11 protein-coding genes and 1 pseudogene are annotated in these 16,481 nt (G+C 61.9%); 8 read left to right on the forward strand and 4 right to left on the reverse strand.

Features of this window, described 5'->3' with window-relative positions:
- Positions 1 to 222 precede the first annotated feature (222 nt).
- The 3 genes and pseudogenes from AC2444_RS18375 to AC2444_RS18385 form a co-directional block, all read right to left on the reverse strand.
- On the reverse strand, positions 223 to 1,269 hold the full coding sequence (locus tag AC2444_RS18375) for an ABC transporter substrate-binding protein (RefSeq protein WP_012758970.1): 1,047 nt from the start codon (positions 1,267 to 1,269) through the stop codon (positions 223 to 225).
- A gap of 63 nt (positions 1,270 to 1,332) precedes the next feature.
- Positions 1,333 to 1,500: pseudogene (locus AC2444_RS18380) on the reverse strand (ornithine carbamoyltransferase); the annotation flags it as partial.
- Positions 1,501 to 1,720: 220 nt separating this feature from the next.
- Positions 1,721 to 2,206, reverse strand: a complete 486-nt coding sequence (locus AC2444_RS18385) for a hypothetical protein (RefSeq protein WP_020487030.1) — start codon at positions 2,204 to 2,206, stop codon at positions 1,721 to 1,723.
- 239 nt (positions 2,207 to 2,445) lie between these two features.
- Here AC2444_RS18385 and AC2444_RS18390 point away from each other — a divergent pair, with 239 nt between their 5' ends.
- The gene (locus AC2444_RS18390) at positions 2,446 to 2,844 is read left to right on the forward strand and encodes a transposase (RefSeq protein WP_409565988.1); all 399 of its coding nucleotides are present in this window, start codon (positions 2,446 to 2,448) and stop codon (positions 2,842 to 2,844) included.
- Between the two features lie 35 nt (positions 2,845 to 2,879).
- Here the strand turns inward: AC2444_RS18390 and AC2444_RS18395 are convergent, their stop codons facing one another.
- Positions 2,880 to 3,749, reverse strand: coding sequence for an ornithine carbamoyltransferase (locus tag AC2444_RS18395; RefSeq protein WP_012758972.1), 870 nt, complete (start codon positions 3,747 to 3,749; stop codon positions 2,880 to 2,882).
- A 436-nt stretch (positions 3,750 to 4,185) separates the two neighbouring features.
- On the opposite strand from AC2444_RS18395, the gene AC2444_RS18400 reads away from it, so the two are divergent.
- The 7 genes from AC2444_RS18400 to AC2444_RS18430 all read left to right on the forward strand — a co-directional run bounded on the left by AC2444_RS18400 (position 4,186) and on the right by AC2444_RS18430 (position 16,346).
- Positions 4,186 to 6,054, forward strand: a complete 1,869-nt coding sequence (locus tag AC2444_RS18400; RefSeq protein WP_012758973.1) for an adenylate/guanylate cyclase domain-containing protein — start codon at positions 4,186 to 4,188, stop codon at positions 6,052 to 6,054.
- A gap of 93 nt (positions 6,055 to 6,147) precedes the next feature.
- Positions 6,148 to 6,825, forward strand: a complete 678-nt coding sequence (locus tag AC2444_RS18405) for a response regulator (RefSeq protein ID WP_012758974.1) — start codon at positions 6,148 to 6,150, stop codon at positions 6,823 to 6,825.
- Positions 6,822 to 8,204 carry a sensor histidine kinase gene (locus AC2444_RS18410; RefSeq protein WP_012758975.1) on the forward strand — a complete coding sequence of 461 codons (1,383 nt, stop codon included), beginning with the start codon at positions 6,822 to 6,824 and terminating at the stop codon, positions 8,202 to 8,204. The genes AC2444_RS18405 and AC2444_RS18410 overlap by 4 nt, the downstream gene beginning before the upstream one ends.
- Before the next feature lie 159 nt (positions 8,205 to 8,363).
- Positions 8,364 to 11,690, forward strand: a complete 3,327-nt coding sequence (locus AC2444_RS18415; RefSeq protein WP_017995183.1) for a transglutaminase family protein — start codon at positions 8,364 to 8,366, stop codon at positions 11,688 to 11,690.
- A gap of 38 nt (positions 11,691 to 11,728) precedes the next feature.
- Complete coding sequence (locus AC2444_RS18420; protein WP_012758977.1) at positions 11,729 to 14,146, forward strand: circularly permuted type 2 ATP-grasp protein; 2,418 nt, start codon at positions 11,729 to 11,731, stop codon at positions 14,144 to 14,146.
- 5 nt (positions 14,147 to 14,151) lie between these two features.
- Positions 14,152 to 15,030, forward strand: a complete 879-nt coding sequence (locus AC2444_RS18425; protein WP_012758978.1) for a transglutaminase family protein — start codon at positions 14,152 to 14,154, stop codon at positions 15,028 to 15,030.
- Between the two features lie 116 nt (positions 15,031 to 15,146).
- Positions 15,147 to 16,346 carry a pilus assembly protein gene (locus AC2444_RS18430; protein WP_017995186.1) on the forward strand — a complete coding sequence of 400 codons (1,200 nt, stop codon included), beginning with the start codon at positions 15,147 to 15,149 and terminating at the stop codon, positions 16,344 to 16,346.
- Positions 16,347 to 16,481 lie beyond the last annotated feature (135 nt).

Raw genomic sequence — 16,481 nt, forward strand, 5'->3', positions numbered from 1 at the left:
CCACAACAACCTGTCATTTAGCTGACATCGGTGAGATATCCAGAAGGACACGACACTTTTTTGCCGTAATTGGCAGTTGCCGGTCTAAATCCCGGTTCTTCGCTGCCGCATGGCCAGTACTTCTAGTCGCCGCGAAGTATGGCCGCGAGCCTCATCTGGCGAGAGCTACAGGCGGAGCGATCCAAAGCTCTATAAGGAGGGCAAAGCCCACCGAAAGCGCCTTCACTGCATCCGCAGAACCTCGTTCCAATGCGCGATCAGCCGCGCCCGCTTCACCTGGTCGAGATAGACCATCAATCCGGGGCTGACCGGCACCGGCCGCAGTTGGGCGCCGAGCAGTTCCTGCAGCGTATTGGCGGTATTCTCGCCTGCCACCTCGGGGCTGACCGCCGGGATCTGCAGCTCGCGCGCCAGGATCGTCTGCCCTTCCCTCGACATGAAGAAGGTAAGGTAACGCCGACCGAGTTCCGGATCGGCGGCGGCCTGCGGCACCAGCCCGATCCGCGACATCACCACGGTATAATCCTTCGGCAGCACGATGCCGACATCGGGATAGCGCGACGCCCAGTCGGCCGCATAGGAGCCGAGAATATTGTAGCCGAGCACGAAGCGCCCGTCGGCAACGCGTTCGAGGATCGCCGAACTCGTCGAATAAAGCTTGACGCCGGCAGCCCCCATCGCCCCGATCACCGACCAGATGTCGCCGAACTGCTCCTGGTCGCGCGCCATGAAAAGAAAGCCGACGCCCGAGCGCTCGATATCGTAGGTGCCAATCCGCCCATAGACGTCGTTGCCCTTGCGTTTCAGATAATCGACGAATTCAGCCCGCGAGCTCGGCACCGGCTCATGCGCAAAGCTCGGCTTGTGATAGACGAACACCGCCGGCTCGAAGGTGAGCGCATAGGCGGTGTTGCGCCAGTTCGCCCATTTCGGCCATGCACCGCTCATCGGCAGGTTGCTGACCTGAGCATATCCGTCATTGGAAAGCTTCACCTGCAGGTCCATCGCCGAGGAGAAGGCGAAATCCGCCGTCTTCTTGCCGGCATCCGTCTCCCTGACGATCCGGTCGTAGATGTCGCCGGTCAGCATGTCCTCATATTTGACTGCGATATCGGGATTGGCGTCCAGGAAACCCCGGATCATCGGCTGCGCCAGGGGCTCGTCGAGCGAGGAATAAACCGTCAGCACCGGCGCATCGGCATTGCCCGACTTCGCCGGATAGAAGGCCTGATCGGCGAGCGCGAAGCCCGGCCAGAACGCCAGCAGCAAGATGAAAACTCTCCTCATGCCGCAACAATGCCTGAGCGCGCCCAGAGGAGCAAGGGCGCCGGACTAGGCAGCGACCCACTCCATCAGCGCATTCTGCGCATGCAGCAGAAAAGCCTTGGCGATACGGCTTCGGCAGAGCGGATGTTCCATCGCCCCCGCCGTTACCTCCTCGCCGCGCCGAACCGGCGGGCACGGCAGGGAGATCGCACCCTCCGACAAACGATCGAGCAGATACCCTGATCGACAAACTCACTGCATTGGCCGACAAGGCGTCCATCGCCATCCGGGAGCTCAAGGAGCGGGATTGGGCCGACGGAGGAAGCCATTCTCTGGGCGAACGCGGGCGGGCTGAGTGGCATTTGGGGTCGGGGAGCACTTTACTACTAGGCGACCCAACTTCGCGACCTAGGTGTCCCCTATGCATCCAAACCACATTTGAGCTGGTTTGCTCCTATTCAGTTTTGATGCCTGTGTTTAGCGTCACATAATAACGCGCAACAGCAACATCCATCTCTGCAATTACCAGTTGATACACCAATCGGGCACTCTTAGCGCCACCGTCTGAAGCTCTCAACGTAAGATCAATTATTTCCTGGGGTGAGTTGGCCATTCGAAAAGTTGGAGCCACAAGTAGATCATATCCGTCCTTGTTCCATTCAGTGTCACCTTGATCGTCAGATTTTGCTATTTCATCTTCCATTTCACTATCAATTCGCCGCTTTGCATCGGACAGCATTCGTAGGACTTCCTCAAGGTCTCCTTGCCCGATTGGTCTCTTTTGATCGCTCATCCGAGACTTTGCGCGTGTCGTGATCTCCTCTAACTCATGAATGGCCGCCATAGCAGCACCCACAGCGGCGTTGAACTTTTTCGACGGAACCCGCAGAATTTTGGGTGATGGGTCCGGCTCTGCTTTGCGTCGTAGGAAACCAAGCATTGTGTGTTCTCTCGTTCAAGGGGAACCGCCCGGGTTTGCCGGAGACCGTTTGGTTTAAGTTATGCGGCCATGGCTGGCGCGTCCAGCATGACGTAGTATCGTTCTTCAGCTTCGGCTGGTGGAATGTTGCCGATGGGCTCCAGAAGACGGCGGTGCCGCCGCGCCAATGAGGACTTGGCCATCTGCATGCGCGCCTTGTCGACGTCGACTATCCCGGCGCCGACAAGGTTCGTGTCATGATGGATAACCTATCAACCCACACGACCTCCGCCGTCTATCAGACCTTCCCAGCCGCCGAGGAGCGCCGGATTTTGCGACGTCTGGAGTTCCACTACACGCCCAAGCACGCCAATTGGCTCAATATGGTCGAGATCGAGATCCGCTTCCTGTGCCGCCAATGTCTTGACCGCCGCATCGCCAGTCGCGACAGCCTTGAAACCGAGGTCCGGACCTGGCTGCGACGCCGCACCGAAAGGGCCATCGCATCCGATGGATGTTCTCAACACAGCACGCAAGAGCCAAGATGGCAAAATCATATCCAACGCCATCGCTCAACGAGGCAGGAAAAGTGTGTAGCGGTTTTCCCAGGCAAAGCGCGAAGCGCTTTTGCCGGGAATTGCGTAAAGACAAAAGGATAGAGCGGTTCTGCGCTTCCGTTAAAAGCTGAATCGCTCTAGGTCGCGACCCACTCCATCAGCGCATTTTGCGCATGCAACAGAAAGGCCTTGGCGACGCGGCTTTGGCAGAGCGGATGCGCCATCGCCTCCGCCGTCACCTCCTGGCCGCGCCGAACCGGCGGGCACGGCAGAAAGATCGCATCCTCCCGCAAACGATCGAGCACATCGGCCCCGATCCGGTAGCCGGCGAGCGCGTCCGAGGCGGCATCGCCCGGCCATGAATCGGTGGTGACGACGTCGGCATTCGATAGCTCGCCCATATCGGTGCTCACGCGGAAGCGTCCATTGAGCAACGCGGCGTCGCTGATGTGCCAGTGTTCGGGATAGACCTGCACCACCTCGATCGGCAATGCGATCGACGCTTCGGCCCAGGAGCGGAGGATATTTGCGTCCGCCGCCACGCCAACGACCTTCAACCCATCGATCAAGCCGCGCCGGCTGTTGATATAGGCAAGGTCGCCGAGCGTCTCGCAGGGATGGTTGGAGCGTGTGCGCGCGTTGATGACAGGGACCGGCGAGGCTGCCGCCACCGCCTTCAATGTCGCAAACTCCTTCGTGCGGATCACCAGCATGTCGAACCAGTTGCCGAGATAACCCGAGAGATCGCCGGTTTCCTCCCTGGCATTGAAGCCGATCGGCACATGCACGCAAATACCGCCCATCGCCTGGATGCCGAGATCGAAGGCGGTCGTATTGCGCCAGCCGCCGTCATCGACAATCAGCGCGACGCGTTTGCCCGCAAGGCTCTGCGGCATCGTGCGCTCATCCCAGGCTTTGGCAAGCTCACCGGCGCGACCGATGATCGACCGCAGCCCGGCCTCCGGAATGTCGTGAAACTCCAGAAAATTCCGGGCCAAATCCGTCATCCAAAATCTCCGTCAGCCATGACACGTCACCACAATACCTTTCGCTGGCCTCACGACAATCGCCGAAGCAACCGCGAATCACATTGCATACCGCGTTGGATACCCTGGCGATTCGTCTTCCAAGCCATGCCCCTGGGTCCGGCTCAAGCCTTAAATCGTTCGGCGATCGGTTTTATGATGCCGACACGGGAAGTATCGGCCAAGGCAGAACACTGGGTTTTTCTCCGAAGCAAATTGCCTTTTCATCACAAAGGATTAGTGACTGGCTCCATCCTTCACCCATTTAGAGTATTGATGAAGATCGACGACGTTATATGGTCGCGCTGCCGCGTTAAAACGTCGAGACCGCCCGAATTTCTTATTTCGGGGGACGACTCTATGCGACAAAAACTCTATAAAAAGTTAGACTAAACTGGGAAGATCCATGGGAGGGGTCATGGAACGACGACTGAGCGCTATTCTCGCTGCAGACGTCGTCGGCTACAGCCGGCTGATGGGCATCGATGAATCCGGCACGTTGCAGGCGCTGAACCGCCATCGCTGCGAGCTGGTCGACATTCGTATTTCAGACTACAAGGGCCGGATCGTTAAACTCACCGGCGATGGCATCCTTGCCGAATTCCAGAGCGTGGTGAATGCGGTGGCCTGTGCCGCCGAGATCCAGCGCAGCATGGCCGCCCGTAACGAGAACGTGCCCAAGGACGAGCGCGTCGAATTCCGCATCGGCATCAATCTCGGCGACGTCGTGGTCGAGAACGGCGACATATTCGGAGATGGGGTCAATCTCGCCGCCAGGCTTGAGCGTATCGCAGCGCCGGGCGGCATCGCCGTGTCGGCCTCGGTGCGTGACCAAGTCGGCTCGCGCCTCAATCTTGGCTTCGAATTCATCGGCGAACATATACTGAAGAACATCAGGCAGCCTGTTCAGGTCTATACCGTCAGCTTGGCGCCGCCTTCCTCCGCCAGATTGGTCGCGCAGAATCGCAATACCTGCTTCATCGCGGTGCTGCCCTTCACCAATATGAGCGGCGATGCCGATCAGGATTATTTCTCCGACGGCATTACCGAAGATATCATCACCGATCTTTCCAAGATCTCCAGCCTGCACGTCGTGCCGCGCAATACCATCTTCACCTATAAGGGCATATCGGTGAAGGTGAAGCGGCTCGCCCAGGAGCTTGGCGTGCGCTACGTGCTCGAGGGAAGTGTACGCATCGTCGGCAATCGCGTGCGCATTTCCGGTCAGCTGATCGATACCGCCAATGGCGACCATCTCTGGGCCGAGCGTTACGACCGCGATATGACTGACATCTTTGCCATCCAGGACGAGATCACCCATGCGATCGTCGGCCAGTTGAAGGTGCGCCTGCTACCGGAAGAGAAGAAGGCGATCGCGACTGAGCCGACCGCCAATGTCGAGGCCTATACCTACTATCTCAGGGGCCGCCAGCTCTCCCACACCTGGACCAAATCCTATCTCCAGCTCGCAAGGCGCATGTTCTGCAAGGCGGTCGAGCTCGATCCGGATTATGCCCGCGCCTATGCCGGCATCGCCGATTGCGACGCGGCGATCCGCGACTGGGCACCTGACGACGTGCCGCTGAGGCGCATCCTCGAGATGAGCGCCCGTGCCCTGGCGCTTGATCCCGACCTTCCCGAAGCCCACGCCTCTCATGGTCTCGCTTTGCATCAGAGCGGCTATGACGATAGGGCGGCGGCGGCCTTCGAACGTGCCCTGGCGCTCGACCCGAACCTCTTCGAGGCGAATTTCCATTATGCCCGGTTCTTCTTCATGCACGGCAACTTTGCCGAATCGGTGCAATATTTCACCCGCGCCGCCGCAATCCGTCCGGACGACTACGTCTCGCCGATCCACCTGATGTCGGCCTACCGCTCGCTCGGCCGGGTGTTGGACACGGAAAACTGGGCGCGCCTCGGCCTGCTGCGCGCCGAACGCGCCCTGAACCTCAATCCGGAAAATTCCGGCCCCGCCCATCGCGGCGCGCTGGCGCTTGCCCATATGGGCGATGCGACAAGGGCACGCGACTGGGCGGCGCGTGCGATCGCCATCGATCCCGACGACATCGTCGCGCAGTATAATCTCGCCTGCGTCTATTCCGTTCTCGGCGACGTCGACCAGGCGATCGATCTGCTGGAGAAGCTGCTGCCGAACAGCTCCGTCTACCATATCAAATGGTTCGACAATGATTCCGATCTCGACAACATCCGCGACGATCCCCGCTTCCGGAAGTTGCTCACCGCCGCAATGATGCAGCGCGAACGGATCGAAAGGACCGGAAGCTAACGCCGGTCTTTCCCGGCGTTCACCCAATCTTCAAAATCGCTGTGACATCGCTACAGCACCTCTGTAATCTCCTATGAAAACAGGGGGACATCTGTGCGCATCCTGCTCACCGAAGACAATATCGCGCTGGCCGACGGCCTGTCGGCGATCTTGCGCGGCACGGGCCATGCCGTTGATGTCGTGCATGATGGTGCGTCTGCCAATGCGGTCATCGCCGCGGAAAATTTCGATCTGGTGATCCTCGACCTCAACCTGCCGGAGATGGACGGTCTCGACGTGCTGCGCGCCATGCGCGCCCGGCAGAATCAGGCCGCCGTTCTCATCCTGACCGCGCGCGGCACGCCGGAAGAGCGGGTGAAGGGGCTCGATCTCGGCGCCGACGATTATCTGATCAAGCCCTTCGACATTGCCGAATTCGAGGCCCGGGTGCGCGTGCTGCTGCGCCGCCAGGCCGGGCTGCGCTCGGCGACGGTCAGCTTCGGCGGCATCTCCTTCGATCTCAATTCCCGCACCTTTTCAGCAGGCGCCACTCCGCTCGATATTCCTGCTCGCGAGCTCGGTCTGCTCGAAATCCTCTTCATGCGGGCCGGCAAGGTCGTCGCCAAGGAAGCGATCATTCAATCGCTGACCGCCTTCGACGACGACATTTCCGCAAACGCCATCGAGCAATATGTCAGCCGCCTGCGTAAGCGCCTGTCGCCGCACGGCCTGACCGTCAAGACCGCGCGCGGCATCGGCTATTATCTCGACAAGCTGCCCGAGGCCTCATGAAAGCCGCCTATTCCCTCCGGCGCCGGCTGCTCTTCTGGCTGCTCGTCTCGACAGCCGTCATCGGTACGCTGGCACTTGCCGATACCTATCGCGAGGCGGTCCAGACCTCCAATATCGTCTCCGACCGCGTGCTCGCCGGTTCCGCGCTGGCGATCGCCGAGCGCGTCGTCGTCGCCGAGGACGGCACGCTGCAGGTCGATATCCCCTATGTCGCACTGGAGATGCTGACCTCGGCCGCGCAGGATCGCGTCTTCTACCGCGTCGACGGCCCGCCGGGCCAATTCATCACCGGCTACCAGTCCCTGCCGGTCCTCAAGAAGACGCCGGGCGATGCCGCCGCCTTCGCCGACGATAGCTTCCGCGGCGAGCCGATCCGAATCGCCACACTCGAACGCTCCGCCTCGACAGGCATCCGCTCTGTGCCCTTCGTGGTGACGGTCGCCGAAACCACCATCGCTCGCCGGCAGCTGGCGCAGGCGATCCTCGTCCGCTCCGCACTCCGTCTCGCCTTCATGATCGCGGGCGCTGCCGTCATCGTCTGGATCTCGGTCACGGTGGCTCTGCGCCCGCTCTACAAGCTCGGCGACGCCATCGGCGAACGCAGCCCCGATGACCTGCATCCGATTGAGCAGACCGTGCCGAGCGAGGTCGAACCGCTCGTCGATACGGTGAACTCCTTCATGGTCCGCCTGCAATCGGCGCTCGATGCGCTCCGCCATTTCACCGGCAATGCCAGCCATCAGCTGCGCACCCCGCTGGCGATCATCCGCACTCAGCTCGCCCTTTCCGCCCGTGCCGGCTCGCTCGACGAGGCCCAAGCGGCGGCACTGAAGGGCGACCAGGCGGTGGCACATGCCGAACGCATCATCGCCCAGCTTCTCCTGATGGCCAAGATTGACGCCGCCACCGCCAAGGAGGCGCTCACCGCCTCCGCCATCGATCTCGCCGCCATTGCCCAGGAGATCACCGGCGAACAGATCCCGACGGCCGCTGTTGCCGGCATCGATCTCGGCTTCGAGGGCGAGAGCCCGGCGATGGTCCGCGCCGAGCCGCTGCTGATCGGCGAAATGCTGCGCAATCTTGCCGGCAATGCCATCGCCTATGCCGGTAAGGGAGCTGAGGTCACCGTCCGCATCATCGCCGCGTCAGAGACGGTCCGCCTCGAAGTCGAGGACAATGGCCCCGGTATTCCGCGCGAGAAGCTGGAAGCAGTGCGCCGGCGTTTTTCGCGCGGCAATGAGTCCGGTGCGCCCGGTGCTGGCCTCGGCCTGCCGATCGTCGAAGAAATCGCCAATCTTTTCAATGCCGCGCTGACGCTGGAGCCGGGCACAGGCGGTAAGGGCCTGAAGGCGGCGGTTACCTTTGCCAAGGCAGCGTAAAAGCCTTTGGCAATTCAAAATGCGACTGCGTCCTTTGCGCGTCTAAAACGACGCGCGGCGCTGTAGACCTTTCCGCCTTGCTTTCTTTCGCTGCATTGCACACACTGATCTCGGGAACAGCAAGCCGCACGACGATGCGAGCCGGATAAAAAGAGAAATATGTCGATCAAAGCCAGCATCTATCATCTGACGCATTACATCTATGACAAGCCGGTTCGCCTCGGCCCACAGATCATCAGACTGAAACCTGCCTCGCATTCGAAGACACGGGTGCTCAGCCACTCGCTGAAGGTCACGCCTTCCAACCATTTCGTCAATCTGCAGCAGGACCCCTACGGCAACTACCTTGCCCGCTACGTCTTTCCGGATCCGGTGACCGAGTTCAAGATCGAGGTCGATCTCGTCGCCGACATGACGGTCTACAATCCGTTCGACTTCTTCGTCGAGGAAGAGGCAACCAAGTGGCCGTTCGGATACCCCGAAACGATCCAGGAGGATCTGTCGATCTACATGACGCCGGAGCCGGCCGGTCCGCGCCTCAAGGCGCTGCTGCCGACGCTCGACTGGTCGCCCGACCAGCCGACGGTGGACATGGTCGTCGGCCTGAATGCCCGCCTGCAGCGGCAGATCGGCTATGTCATCCGCATGGAAACCGGCGTGCAGACGCCGGAGGAGACGCTGGAAAGCGCCAAGGGTTCCTGCCGCGACACCAGCTGGCTGCTCGTCCAGATCCTTCGCCATCTCGGCCTCGCCGCCCGCTTCGTCTCCGGCTACCTCATCCAGCTGACGCCGGACCTGAAGGCGCTTGACGGACCCTCCGGCACCGAAGTCGATTTCACCGACCTGCATGCCTGGGCTGAGGTCTATCTGCCTGGTGCCGGCTGGGTCGGTCTCGATCCGACCTCCGGCCTGCTGACCGGGGAAAGCCACATCCCGCTTGCCGCCACACCGCATTTCCGAAATGCCGCTCCGATTTCCGGCGGTTATTTCGGCGAGGCCGAAACCGAATTCGCCTTCGACATGAAGGTATCGCGCGTCGCCGAGCACCCGCGCATCACCAAGCCCTTCTCCGATGAGAGCTGGGACGAACTCAACGAACTCGGCGAGAAGGTCGATCGTGTCCTCGAAGCCGAGGACGTGCATCTGACGATGGGCGGCGAACCGACCTTCGTTTCGATCGACGATTTCCAGTCCGAGGAGTGGAACACCGCCGCCGTCGGCCCGACCAAGCGCGAAAAGGCCGACGTCCTGATCCGCAAGCTGCAAGAACGCTTCGCCCCCGGTGGTTTCCTGCATTACGGCCAGGGCAAATGGTATCCGGGCGAAAGCCTGCCGCGCTGGACCTTCTCGCTCTACTGGCGCCGCGACGGCAAGCCGGTCTGGCAGAACCTCGATCTGGTCGCCGCCGAAGGCAAGGATACCGGCGTTACCGCCGAGGATGCCGAAAAGCTCCTGACGGCGATCGCCAAGGAGCTGGCGATCAAGCCTGACATGGTGCAGCCGGCCTATGAAGATCCGGCCGACTGGATCATCAAGGAAGGCAACCTTCCCGAAAATGTCGATCCGGCGAATTCGAAGCTGAAGGATCCTGAGGAACGCAACCGCATCGCCCGCGTCTTCGCCCGCGGCCTGACCGTCGCGACCGGCTACATTCTTCCGGTCCAGGCATGGAACGCCAAGGCAGCGGAAAGCCGAGTCTGGGTCAGCGAGAAATGGCGCACCCGCCGCGGCAAGATCTTCCTCGTCCCGGGCGACAGTCCGATCGGTTACCGCCTGCCGCTCGGCACGTTGCCCTATGTTGCCCCGGCGCGTTACCCCTATATCCACCCCGCCGATCCGACGATCCCGCGCGAACCGCTGCCTGATGTCTTTGTACCGGCCGGCCGCGCCATGCCGGAAGCCTCTTTCCATGCCGATGAGAGCAATCGCGGCCGTGTCGAACAGACGCTCGGCGAACTCCGCGGTGCCGTGCGCACCGCCATGTCGGTCGAGCCGCGCGACGGCAGGCTCTGCATCTTCATGCCGCCGGTCGAGCGCATCGAGGATTATCTCGAGCTGATCGCCGCAGCCGAAAACGCCGCAGCCGAACTCAAGCTTCCCGTCCATATCGAAGGTTATCCGCCGCCGCAGGACGAGCGCATCAACGTCATCCGCGTCGCCCCGGATCCCGGCGTCATTGAGGTCAACATTCATCCGGCCTCGAACTGGAAGGACTGCGTCGACATTACGACCGCGATCTACGAGGAAGCGCGCGCCACCCGGCTCGGCGCCGACAAGTTCATGATCGACGGTCGCCACACCGGCACCGGCGGCGGCAACCATGTCGTCGTAGGCGCGGCCAATCCGAACAACAGCCCCTTCCTGCGCCGTCCCGATCTGTTGAAGAGCGTCGTCCTCCACTGGCAGCGTCATCCCTCTCTCTCCTATCTCTTCTCCGGCATGTTCATCGGCCCGACCAGCCAGGCGCCGCGCATCGACGAGGCTCGTCACGACAGCCTCTATGAGCTGGAGATCGCCATGGCGCAGATCGCTGCCCCCGGCAGCGGCCAGCAACCGCTGCCCTGGCTCGTTGACCGCCTGTTCCGTAACCTTTTGACCGACGTCACCGGCAATACCCACCGTGCCGAGATCTGCATCGATAAGCTGTTCTCGCCCGACGGCCCGACCGGACGGCTCGGCCTCATCGAGTTCCGCGGCTTCGAGATGCCGCCGAATGCGCGCATGTCGCTTGCCCAGCAATTGCTGGTGCGCGCGCTGATCGCTCGTTTTTGGGTCAACCCGGTCGACGGCAACTTCGTCCGCTGGGGCACGACCCTGCACGACCGTTTCATGCTGCCGCATTTCGTCTGGACCGATTTCCTCGACGTGCTCGCCGACCTTCGCCAAAACGGCTTCGACGTCAGCCCGGAATGGTTCAAGGCCCAGCTCGAATTCCGCTTCCCCTTCTGCGGCGAAGTCGAATACGAGGGCTCGAAGCTCGAACTGCGCCAGGCGCTGGAGCCTTGGCATGTCATGGGCGAGGAAGGCGCGCCGGGCGGCACCGTCCGATACGTCGACAGCTCCGTCGAACGCCTTCAGGTGCGGCTCGAAACCAGCAATACCGCGCGTTATACCGTCACCTGCAATGGCCGCACCCTGCCGCTGACGCCGACCGGCACCGCTGGCGTGTCGGTCGCCGGCGTCCGTTACAAGGCGTGGCAGCCATCCTCCGGTCTGCATCCTGTCCTGCCGATCAACACGCCTTTGACGTTTGACATTTATGATACATGGTCGAAGCGTTCGATCGGCGGCTGCATCTATCATGTTGCCCATCCGGGCGGCCGGACCTATGACACCTTCCCGGTCAACGGCAACGAAGCGGAAGCAAGGCGGCTCGCCCGCTTCGAGCCGTGGGGACATACGGCGGGCGGTTATATCCCGCACGCCGAGACGGGTTCGCTTGAATTCCCGCTGACGCTGGATCTGAGGCGGCCCGCCGGAATTTAAGGCCGAGGGTTAGGGCCGGGGGTTGGGGTTCAGTTTTGATGGGTAAGAGGCCGGCAGCGGAGCGCAGGGGAGAGGCAGAGGTCCGCATCGCCAAGGGTGCGGCCTTCGGCTATGCGTCGCTTCCTGGCACCGCTGACGAGATGGTCGACAACAAAGGCGCAGTCCGCCCCGTCTGGCAGAATTTCCTCTCGCATCTGAGCGCAATGCCGGAAAAGGATCTCGCCGAGCGTTTTGCCCGCGCCGACCGCTACCTGCGCGATGCCGGCGTCTTCTACCGCGCCTATGGCAGCAAGGGCACCGGCGAACGCGCCTGGCCGATTTCGCATATCCCGGTGCTGATCGACGAGCGCGAATGGAAGACGCTGTCGGCGGGGCTCGTCCAGCGCGCCGACCTGCTGGAGGCGATCGTTGCCGATATTTACGGCGACAACCGGCTGGTGGAGGAAGGGGTCCTGCCGCCGGCGCTGATGGCCGCCAATCCCGAATTCCAGCGCCCGCTCGCCGGTATCCGGCCGGGCTCCGGCCATTATCTGCATTTCTGCGCCTTCGAGATCGGCCGCGGACCTGACGGCAACTGGTGGGTGCTGGCCGACAGGACGCAGGCACCGTCTGGCGCCGGTTTCGCGCTGGAAAGCCGCGTCGCGACGACCCGGGCCTTCTCGGATATCTACGCCGAAACCCCGGTCCACCGCCTCGCCTCCTTCTTCGGCGCCTTCCGCGACGCACTACAGGGTATGAAACATTCGGGCGACGACCGCATCGCCGTGCTGACGCCCGGCCCGGCCAACGAGACCTATTACGAGCACGCCTACATCGCCCGCTATCTCGGTCTCATGCTGCTCGAAGGCGAGGACCTCACTGTCGTGAAGGGCCGCGTCATGGTGCGCACCGTTGCCGGCCTGAAGCCGATCGGGGTGCTCTGGCGCCGTCTCGATTCGGCCTTTGCCGACCCGCTGGAGCTGAACCAGAATTCGCATATCGGCACGCCCGGCCTGGTGGAAGCGCTGCGCGCCGAAAGCCTCACCATCGTCAATGCGCTCGGCACCGGCGTTCTCGAAACCCGGGCGCTTCTGGCCTTCATGCCGACCATCTGCCACCGTCTGCTGGGGGAAGATCTGCAATTGCCCTCGATCGCTACCTGGTGGTGTGGCCAGAAGGAAGAGCGCGAGCACGTCGCAAAGAACATCGAGAAGATGGTGATCGGCCCGGCCTATTCCCGAGCACCCTTCTTCGACGACAACGGCGAGTCCGTGCTCGGCTCGTCGCTGCGTGCGACCGCCAAGGATTCCATCACCGACTGGCTGAGTTCGGACGGCCCGAAACTGGTCGGCCAGGAGGTCGTCACGCTGTCGACGACGCCCGCCTGGGTGGACGGCAAGCTCGTGCCGCGGCCGATGTCGCTGCGCGTCTTTGCCGCCCGCACGGCAAACGGCTGGCAGATCATGCCCGGCGGCTTTGCCCGTATCGGCTCCGGCGCCGATGTCGCGGCGATCGCCATGCAGTCGGGCGGAGCGGCCGCCGACGTCTGGATCGTCAGCGACAAGCCGGTCGAGCGCCACACGCTGCTGCCGGCCGAGGGCAGCTTTACCCGCAACATGCCGGGCAGCCTGCCAAGCCGGGCAGCCGACAATTTGTTCTGGCTCGGCCGTTACATCGAACGTGCCGAAGGGGCGCTGCGCATCCTGCGCGCCTGGCATGCGCGTTACGCCGAAGCTGCCGATCCGAGCCAGCCGCTGCTCGCCGATGTCTCCGAGTATCTCACGGCCGTCGATATCGATACCGCCGAACCCGTGCCGGAAACGCTCTTGCGCAACATCGACAGCGCCGTTTATTCGGCGAGCAACATCCGCGACCGTTTCTCCCCGGACGGCTGGCTGGCACTCAACGATCTCGCCAAAACCGCCCGCCGCTTTCACGTCACCGTCGCTGCCGGCGACGACGCCAGCCATGCGATGACGATCCTTCTGCGCAAGCTCGCGGGCTTCGCCGGTCTCGTGCACGAGAACATGTACCGCTTCACCGGCTGGCGCTTCCTCTCGCTCGGCCGCTATATCGAGCGCGGCCTGCACATGACGCGCCTGCTCGGCCACATGTCCGGCCCGGAAGCGCCCGACGGCGCGCTCGACATGCTGCTCGAAATCGGCGACAGCGTCATGACCCATCGCCGCCGCTACAACGTCAACACGGCGCGGCTGACCGTCACCGACCTGCTGGCGCTCGACCCTCTCAATCCCCGCTCGGTCCTTTTCCAGGTGAACGAGATCCACCATGAAGTCGAGCAGTTGCCGAATGCCCTGATCAACGGCCAGATGTCGCCCTTCTACCGCGAAGCGATGCGGCTCCATTCCGGCCTGGCGGTGATGACGCCGGAGGGTATGGGGGCCGAGGTCTATCAACGGCTAGAACGCGAATTGGAGCAGCTTTCCGATCTGCTCGCCCAAACCTATCTCGGGTGACGGCGATGCTCTACGATCTCTCCCTCCGCATGGGTTACATCTACGACGTGCCGGCCTCCGGCGCTCGCCACGTCATGCGCCTGATGCCGCTGTCGCTGACCAATCGACAGCGCCTGGTCGCCGGCTCGATCACCATCTCGCCGACGCCGGACGAGCAGTCGCATTTCGTCGATTTCTTCCATCATCCCACCACCTCCTTCATGCTGCGCGCGCCGCACGAGACGCTCGACATTCGCATGCAGGCCCGCGTGCAGGTGGAAAGCCAGCCGATCGCCGCCGATTTCTCGCCGCTGCTTGCCGACCTGCCGGAGGAGGTCGCCGGAATCTGGTCGCTGGCGCCGGATTCGCCGCACCATTTCCTTGGCGACAGCCCGCGCCTGACCCAAGCCCGCGAGATCGCCGACTATGCGCAAAGCTGGGCCGTGCCTGATCTGACGGCGATGCAGATCGCCCATGCGCTCTGTAGCCGGATCAACAAGGATTTCACCTACGATCCTGACGCGACAACGGTGGACACGACGCCGCTCGAGGCGTTCAGATTGAAGCGCGGCGTCTGCCAGGATTTCACCCACATCATGATCCTGGCGCTTAGAAGCCTCGGCATTCCGGCCGGCTACGTCTCCGGCTTCCTGCGCACCATCCCGCCGCCCGGCAAGGAACGGCTGGAAGGGGCGGACGCCATGCATGCCTGGGTCAGGATCTGGTGCGGCGAGACGAACGGCTGGATCGAGCTCGACCCGACCAACGACATCCCCGCCGGCACAGACCACATCGTGGTCGCCTATGGCCGGGACTATTCCGACGTCGTTCCCGTCATCGGCGTATTGAAAAGTTATGGCGGCCAACGCGCCGTCCAGGCGGTCGACGTGATCCCACTGAAATAATCCCAAAACTGGAAAAATCCGACGATTCGTTAAAATTGTATTGACGCCGTAAGGACAGCGGAAAGGAGGAGCGTGCCTAATATCACCGCACAGGGCCTCCTACACGGGTGAACATGATGAGCACCTCCTTTTTGCATCCCTGCCTGCGTCGCATGCTTGGCGACCGTGGCGGTAATTTCGGTATAATGACGGCGATCGTATTGCCCGTCCTCTTTGGTGCTGCCGGCATGGCGATCCAGGTGGGCGACCTATTGCTCTCGAAACAGCAATTGCAGGAAGCCGCCGATTCTGCCGCGCTGGCAACCGCGACCGCCCTGGCAAACGGCACGATCCAAACCTCGCAGGCCGAGGCCTTCGCGCGGGATTTCGTCGCCGGACAAATGGCGAATTACCTGCAGAGCGGCATCGATATCAAGAGCACGACGGGCGTCGATGTCCGGACAACGACATCGGGCAAGTCGACATCCTATCAAGTGACGGTTTCGCCCGACTACAACATCGCGGTCAATCCGCTGATGCAGACGATCGGGTTCACGACGCAGAACATTTCAACGTCGAGCACGACGACCAGCGGCAATTCGCAAACCCAAGGCTCCGTCTCGATGTTCCTCGTCCTCGACAGATCCGGCTCAATGGGCGAGGATACCGCGACGGTCAACGCGTCAGATCCTACGGAAGAATACAATTACGACTGCAGCGAAAAAGACAGATACGGCAACGTAACCAAGAAGAAGACCTGCACCGATACGCGTCCTCACTACTACACCAAAATCGAAGCCCTAAAGCTTGCCGTCGGCACGCTGACGGGCGAACTCGACGCAGTCGATCCCGAAAAGGAATATGTCCGCACGGGTGCCGTTTCCTACAATATCGAGATGCAGAAAGCGAAAGCGCTGGATTGGGGAACGGCCCACGTCACCAAATATGTCAACAAGCTGACGGCGACCGACGGTACGGACTCTGGCGAGGCATTCAAGACGGCCTATAATAAGCTTGCCGACGCGGCCGAAGACAAGGCGCACGTGGACAAGACGGGACAGGTTCCGACAAAATACATCGTCTTCATGACGGACGGAGACAACAACTATACCTCCGCCGACACCGAAACGAAGACGTGGTGCGACAAGGCGCGCGACGCCAAGATGCAGGTCTATACGATTGCCTTTATGGCGCCGGCGCGTGGCCAGGCTCTGCTGAGCTATTGCGCGACAGCGCCGGGCAACTATTTTCCCGCTGGCGACATGACGGCGCTCCTGAAGGCATTCAAGGAAATCGGCATGAAAGCATCCAATCAGGTCACGCGTCTGACGAACTGATACAACGCCCAGAGAAATGGGAAACGAAAAGCCGCGCCGGAACAAACCGGTGCGGCTTTTCGTTGTGCTCGTTCGGCGCATCAGATCGGGAAAAGCGATTGAAATCAAGCCCCTCGACCCGCGTGAATATGAAGG

The sequence above is a fragment of the Rhizobium sp. WSM1328 genome (genome assembly GCF_057653715.1).

Bases quoted from the DNA above. Each gene is read 5' to 3' on its own strand.
- AC2444_RS18385 (WP_020487030.1), bottom strand. From the start codon at position 2,206: ATGCTTGGTTTCCTACGACGCAAAGCAGAGCCGGACCCATCACCCAAA.
- AC2444_RS18390 (WP_409565988.1), top strand. From the start codon at position 2,446: ATGGATAACCTATCAACCCACACGACCTCCGCCGTCTATCAGACCTTC.
- AC2444_RS18395 (WP_012758972.1), bottom strand. From the start codon at position 3,749: ATGACGGATTTGGCCCGGAATTTTCTGGAGTTTCACGACATTCCGGAG.
- AC2444_RS18400 (WP_012758973.1), top strand. From the start codon at position 4,186: ATGGAACGACGACTGAGCGCTATTCTCGCTGCAGACGTCGTCGGCTAC.
- AC2444_RS18410 (WP_012758975.1), top strand. From the start codon at position 6,822: ATGAAAGCCGCCTATTCCCTCCGGCGCCGGCTGCTCTTCTGGCTGCTC.
- AC2444_RS18415 (WP_017995183.1), top strand. From the start codon at position 8,364: ATGTCGATCAAAGCCAGCATCTATCATCTGACGCATTACATCTATGAC.
- AC2444_RS18420 (WP_012758977.1), top strand. From the start codon at position 11,729: ATGGGTAAGAGGCCGGCAGCGGAGCGCAGGGGAGAGGCAGAGGTCCGC.
- AC2444_RS18425 (WP_012758978.1), top strand. From the start codon at position 14,152: ATGCTCTACGATCTCTCCCTCCGCATGGGTTACATCTACGACGTGCCG.
- AC2444_RS18430 (WP_017995186.1), top strand. From the start codon at position 15,147: ATGAGCACCTCCTTTTTGCATCCCTGCCTGCGTCGCATGCTTGGCGAC.